This window comes from Tistlia sp. (assembly GCF_040905785.1).
GTDB lineage: Bacteria > Pseudomonadota > Alphaproteobacteria > Kiloniellales > DSM-21159 > Tistlia.
In genome coordinates this window covers 150,341-156,340 of sequence record NZ_JBBDQW010000025.1, presented here as the reverse complement: position 1 = coordinate 156,340, position 6,000 = coordinate 150,341, and the positions used below count along the sequence as shown (strand labels likewise).

Here is a 6,000-nt window from a genome sequence, read left to right as displayed (position 1 = left end):
CGAACACAACGCAGCGTCGAGACGAAGACGCTTACTCAGACAGGCTCCTAGGCCGGGGCCTTCTCGCGCAGCCGCTGCATCAGCCAGACGCGCACGGCGCTCGAGAGGTTGCCGCCGCTGCCGTCGGCGGCGCGATTGCGGTCGATGCGCTCGACCAGGGCGTTGACCGAGGTGCCTTCCTCGGTCAACGCGTCCTGCAGCGCCTTCCAGAACACCGCCTCGAGCGACAAACTCGTGCGATGACCGGCGATGGTCACCGAGCGTTTGCGCAGGATCCCGCTTCTGCTCATGCTTTCTCCCGTGTCTGGTCCCCCGGTGTCTGGTCCGCCCCGGGCGGCGGGCGCGGCGGCGGTCACCGGGGCGCTGGTCGGCGCGGGCCCAGCATGGCTTCCGGGCGCACCTTCAGATCGAACTCCTCGGGCGTGACGTGGCCGAGCGCGACCGCCGCCTGTTTCAGGGTCGTCGCCTCGGCGTGGGCCTTCTTCGCGACCTCGGCCGCCTTGTCGTAGCCGATGTGCGGATTGAGCGCCGTCACCAGCATGAGCGAGCCGTGCAGCAGCTCGGCGATGCGCTGCTCGTCAGCCTGGATGCCGGCGACGCAGTTGTCCTGGAAGGAGCGCGCGGCGTCGCCGATCAGGCGCGCCGACTGCAGCAGGTTGTAGATCAGCACCGGCTTGAAGACGTTGAGCTCGAAGTGGCCGCTGGCGCCGGCCAGGGTGATCGTCGTGTGGTTGCCCATGACCTGGGTGCAGACCATGGTCAGCGCCTCGCTCTGGGTCGGGTTGACCTTGCCGGGCATGATCGAGGAGCCGGGCTCGTTGGCGGGCAGCCGCAGCTCGCCGATGCCGCAGCGCGGCCCGGAGCCGAGCAGGCGGATGTCGTTGCCGATCTTCATCAGCGAGGCCGCCACCGTGTTGAGCGCGCCGGAGGCCTCGACCATGGCGTCGTGCGCGGCCAGCGCCTCGAACTTGTTGGGAGCCGTCACGAAATCCAGCCCGGTCAGGCCGGCGACCTCGGCGGCGAAGGCCTCGGCGAAGCCCGGCTCGGCGTTGAGGCCGGTGCCGACGGCAGTGCCGCCCTGCGCCAGCTCGAGCAGGCCCGGCAGGACCGCCTCGATGCGTCGGACGCCGCGGGCGGCCTGCTCGGCGTAGCCCGAGAACTCGTCGCCCAGGGTCAGGGGTGTCGCGTCCATCAGGTGGGTTCGGCCGATCTTGACGAGGTCCCGGAAGGCCGAAGCCTTCTCGGCGAGGCCCTCGGCCAGGTGGCGAAGGCCGGGCAGGGTGCCCTCCGCCAGGGCCAGGCCTGCGGCGATGTACATGGCGGTCGGAAAGGAGTCGTTCGACGACTGGCCGCGGTTGACGTGGTCGTTGGGATGCACCGGGCGCTTGCCGCCGCGCGTGCCGGTGAGGATCTCGTTGGCCCGGCCGGCGATGACCTCGTTGGCGTTCATGTTGGTCTGCGTGCCCGAGCCGGTCTGCCAGACGACCAGCGGGAACTCCGCGTCCAGGGCGCCGGAGGCGACCTCTCCGGCCGCCTCGACGATGGTGCCGGCGAGTTCCGCGGGCAGAGCCCCGAGCCGCTCGTTGACCCGGGCGGCCGCCAGCTTCTGCAGCCCGAAGGCGTGGATCAGGGCGGGCGGCATGCGCTCCTCGCCGATCCGGAAGTTCTCCAGGGAGCGCTGGGTCTGGGCGCCCCAGTAGCGCGCCGCCGCGACCGCGATCTCGCCGAGCGAATCGCTCTCCAGCCGGGTCTCCTCCCAGCCCTCCGGCCGCTCGTTCGGGCTTTCGCTGCTCAAAACCGCCTCCCGCGTCGCCGCTTCGCCGCCCCCCTGAGTTAGGAAGCGCCGACATCGCGTGCTACCCCAAATCGCGCGCAACGGCGTCGGCGGCGGCAGCGGACCGCCGGATCCGGCGGCCGGGCGGGCGGCTGCGGCCGCCGCCTGCCGGCGCCACTGGCAGGCGCTCCGGGCTTCGGGCAAAGTGGCGGAAATGTCCGAGCTGGTCCCGATCCTCCTCGCCCTCGTCGTGCTGCTCATCGGCGTCAGCCTGCTGGCACCGCTCGCCGAGCGCGTGCGCCTGCCCTTCGCCGCGCTGCTGGTCTGCCTGGGCATCCTGATCGGCCTCGCCGACCTGCTGCTCGATCCCTTCGGCCTGGGCCAGCCGTCGAGCGGCGAGATCGCTGTGGTCGACAGCCTCTTCGTCGGGCTGCGCGTGATGGGGCTCGGCGCCGACGGCTATCTCTATCTGTTCCTGCCGCCGCTGCTGTTCGCGGCGGGGCTCGGAGTCGACGTCCGGCTGCTGCTCGACGAGGTCGCTGCGGTCCTGCTGCTCGCCGTGGTCGCGGTCGCGGTCGCCGCCGGGATGATCGGCTTCGCGCTCTCCGGGGTCTCCGACCGCGGCCTCGTGGTCTGCCTGCTGCTCGGCGCCATCGTCGCCACGACGGACCCGGCCGGCGTGATTCAGGTCTTCCGCGACATCGGCGCGCCGCGCCGCCTGACCGTCCTGGTCGCGGGCGAGAGCCTGTTCAACGACGCCGCGGCGATCGCCTTCTTCGCGCTGCTGCTCTCGATGCTGACGTCCGGCGTCGAGCCGGACCCGGCGGCGGCTGCCATGACCTTCCTGACCGACTTCGCCGGCGGCCTGGCGCTCGGCGTCGTGCTCGCGCGGCTCGCCTGCCTGGTGCTGCCCTACCTGCGCGAGATGCCGATCGCCGCCATCACCTTCTCGGTCGCGCTCGCCTACCTCGCCTTCATCGTGGGCGAGGACTACCTGCGGGTCTCCGGCGTCGTCGCGGTGGTGACCGCCGGCCTGGTGATCTCGGTCGAGGGGCCGCTCCGGATCTCGCCGACCGCCTGGAGCCACCTGTCACAGACCTGGCAGCAGCTCGACTTCTGGGCGACCTCGCTGGTCTTCGTGCTGGCCTCGATGCTCGGCGTCCGGCTGCTCGAGGACATGACCTGGAGCGAGCTCGGCCTGCTCGGCGTGCTGATCGTGGCTTCGCTGGCGGCCCGCGCAGTCGTGCTCGAGGGCCTGTTCCCGCTGCTCGTGCTGGCCGGCCTCGCCCAGCCGCTCGGACGGCGCACCCGCTTCGTCATGCTGTGGGGCGGCCTGCGCGGCGCGACGACCCTGGTGCTGGCGCTCTCGGTCGTCGACAACGCGGCGCTGCCGGTCGAGGTGCGGCGCTTCGTCGGCATGCTAGCGACCGGCTACGTCTTCTTCACGCTGTTCGTGAACGGCAGCACGCTGCGACCCTTGATCGGCTGGCTCAGGCTCGACCGCCTGTCGCCGACCGAGGCGGCGCTGCGCGACCGGGTGATGGCGCTCTCCGCCCAGTCGATCCGGCGCCAGATCGCCGAAACCGCCGACAGCTACGGCTTCGACCCCGACCTGGCCGAGGGCCTGGGCCCGCCCGACCAGCCGGCCGAGGAGGCGCTGCGCATCTCGCACGAGCATCGCCTGGAGGTCGGCCTGCGCACCCTGACCAACCGCGAGAAGGAGCTCTACCTCGGGCACTTCCAGGATCGCTCGGTGTCGCGCGGCCTGGTCGGCCGGCTGGTCGCCTTGGCCGACCGGCTGCTCGACGCGGTCAAGGTCGAGGGTGCGCGGGGCTACCGGCGCGCCGGCAGCGGGCCGGTCCTGCTGTCCTTTCGGCTGCGCCTGGCGACGCGGCTGCAGCGCCTGACCGGCTGGAGCGGCCCTCTGGCCGAGGCGCTGGCCGACCGCTTCGAGCAGCTGCTCGCAGTCCAGCTCGTGATGCGCGAGCTGCAGGGCTACATCGCCCAGTCGCTCGGACCGCTGCTCGGCGAGCGCGTGCGCGACGACCTGGCCGAGCTTCTGGACAGTCGGCGCCAAGCCGTCGACGACGCCCTGGCCGCGGTCGAGCTGCAGTATCCCGGCTTCGCCCGGGCGCTGCGCCGCCAGTACCTGGCACGCGCCGCCCTGCGCCTGGAGGAGGGCGCCTATCGCCGGCAGCTCGAGGAATCGGTGGTCGGCCGGGAGGTCTACGACGACCTGATGCAGGATCTGGCGAGGCGCCAGCGCGCGCTCGATCGCCGGCCGTCGCTCGACCTCGGCCTGCGCCTGATGGAGATGGTCCGCCGGGTCTCGCTGTTCCGCGGCGTCGACGCCGGCGGCCTCGCCGAACTCGGGCAGATGCTGCGCGCGCGCCTCGCCCATCCCGGGGAGCAGATCGTCACCAAGGGTGCCACCGGCAACTCGATGTTCTTCATCGCCTCGGGGGAGGTCGAGGTTTGCCTGCCGGAGCGCAAGCCCGACGAGCGGATCCTGCTCGGCCCCGGAGACTTCTTCGGTGAGCTCGCGCTGCTCCACCGTCAGCCGCGCAGCGCCGACGTCGTGGCCTGCGGCTACTGCCACCTGCTCGAGCTCGATGCGGCGGACTTCCGGCGCCTGATGCGCCGCCAGCCCGCCATGCGCCGGCAGATCGAGAAGGTCGCCTCGGAGCGCGCCGACGGCAAGGCGCCCGAAGAGACCGGGCAGCCGGATGCGGCGGGCTGAGCCGACTCCGCGGGCCCGTCAGAGCGCGGCGAGGAAGCGCTCGACGGCCTCGATCGCCTCGGCCCGGTTCTGCGCCTCGCTGCGACCGCTCGCCTTGCGCGGTTTGAGGTCGTGGTCGCCGTCGTCGAGCCAGTGGACGCGCAGGCCCGGGGCGAGGGCATAGCCGGCGACCTCGGCCTCGCCGCCGAAAGGGTCGCGCGTGCCCTGCAGGATCAGCCCCGGCGTGGCCAGGGCGGCCAGGTGAGCGGTGCGCGGGCGTTCGGGCTTTCCGGGCGGGTGGAAGGGATAGCCGAGGCAGACCAGGCCGCGCGCCGGCGTGCCCTCGGCCTCCAGCTCGGCGGCCAGCAGGCTGGCCATGCGGCCGCCCATCGACTTGCCGCCGAGCACGACCCGCCCGGGCCCGCCGAGCTGCGCCACGACGCCGCGCCAGGATGCGAGCAGCACCGGCGCGCGGTCGGGCGGACGCTTCCGGCCGTCGGCGCGGCGCCGGGCCATGTAGGGGAACTCGAAGCGCGCGACGCGCCGCCCGCGCGCCGCCAAGCCCTCCGCGAAGGCGGTCATGAAGGGCGTCTCGGCGCCGGCCCCGGCTCCGTGCGCCAGGACCAGGGTCACGGGCGCCTCGGCCGGTCCGTCGAACAGCAGCGGGATGGCGTCGTTCATCGGGCCTTAACCCTCCGGGCGGCAGGGTAGCGGCTTCCGGAGCGCGAGCAAGGAGCGCGGCTGCCCGTGACCATCCAAGACGATATCCGCCAGCGCGATCTCAGCGGCAAGACCGTGCGCGAGATGGACGAGCAGGAGAAGCTGGAGATCAAGCGCCGATTCGACGAGTTCGTTGAGCTCGTCAAGACCCGTAAGGTCCAGGTCGACGCGCCGACGCCGCCGAGGCAGGTCGCCAAGTGGAACCCGCTCGCCCAGGGTGGCAGGCGGAGCTGACGGCTCCGGCGCCTCCCGCGCCTCAGGTCTTGTTCCGGAACCGGTCCAGGGTGACGACCTTCTCCCCGGCGCTCTCCGGCGGCTCCCTGTCGGGAGGGCCGGCGAGGTCGAGCGCCTCGTCCTCCGCGGCCTCTCCGTCCAAAATCTCGTCGGGGCCGCCCTGCTCCAGGCTGCCCTCGTCCAGGCTACTCGAGGCGAACTGCAGGCCGAAGCGCACGGAGGGATCGGCGAAGGTCGAGATCGCCTCATAGGGCACGACCAGCGTCTCGGCCACCTCGTTGAAGGTCAGCACCACGCTGAAGTGGTCCTCGGCGACCTTCAGGTCCCAGAAGCGGTTCTGCAGGACGACGGTCATCTCGCGCGGATAGCGCCGCTTCAGCGCCTCCGACACCTCGACCGCCTCCCAGTCCGTGCGGAAGGTGAGATAGAAGTGGTGGTCGCCGGTCAGGCCGTGCTCGGCCGTCACGCCCAGCGCCTCGCGCACGACCGTGCGCAAGGCCTTTTCGACCATGAGGTCGTAGCGGTATGGATCGTCGGTCATCATGGCAGTCTA

The 6,000-nt window shown here is 72.1% G+C and carries 6 protein-coding genes; 2 read left to right on the top strand and 4 right to left on the bottom strand.

Annotated elements, in window-relative coordinates; translation table 11 throughout:
• Positions 1–47 precede the first annotated feature (47 nt).
• Both WD341_RS06815 and fumC read right to left on the bottom strand, forming a co-directional pair.
• A complete protein-coding gene (locus tag WD341_RS06815) occupies positions 48–290 on the bottom strand; it encodes a ribbon-helix-helix domain-containing protein (RefSeq protein ID WP_368424683.1) in 243 nt (80 codons plus the stop codon).
• Positions 291–352: 62 nt separating this feature from the next.
• On the bottom strand, positions 353–1,795 hold the full coding sequence (fumC, locus tag WD341_RS06810; RefSeq protein ID WP_368424682.1) for a class II fumarate hydratase: 1,443 nt from the start codon (positions 1,793–1,795) through the stop codon (positions 353–355).
• Between the two features lie 58 nt (positions 1,796–1,853).
• On the opposite strand from fumC, the gene WD341_RS06805 reads away from it, so the two are divergent.
• Complete coding sequence (locus tag WD341_RS06805) at positions 1,854–4,514, top strand: cation:proton antiporter (protein ID WP_368424681.1); 2,661 nt, start codon at positions 1,854–1,856, stop codon at positions 4,512–4,514.
• Between the two features lie 18 nt (positions 4,515–4,532).
• On the opposite strand, the gene WD341_RS06800 is transcribed toward WD341_RS06805, so the two are convergent.
• A complete protein-coding gene (locus tag WD341_RS06800) occupies positions 4,533–5,174 on the bottom strand; it encodes an alpha/beta family hydrolase (RefSeq protein WP_368424680.1) in 642 nt (213 codons plus the stop codon).
• Between the two features lie 66 nt (positions 5,175–5,240).
• Here WD341_RS06800 and WD341_RS06795 point away from each other — a divergent pair, with 66 nt between their 5' ends.
• Positions 5,241–5,447 (top strand): hypothetical protein, encoded by a 207-nt coding sequence (locus WD341_RS06795; protein ID WP_368424679.1) that lies wholly within the window; start codon positions 5,241–5,243, stop codon positions 5,445–5,447.
• 22 nt (positions 5,448–5,469) lie between these two features.
• On the opposite strand, the gene WD341_RS06790 is transcribed toward WD341_RS06795, so the two are convergent.
• A complete protein-coding gene (locus WD341_RS06790; RefSeq protein ID WP_368424678.1) occupies positions 5,470–5,988 on the bottom strand; it encodes an SspB family protein in 519 nt (172 codons plus the stop codon).
• Positions 5,989–6,000 lie beyond the last annotated feature (12 nt).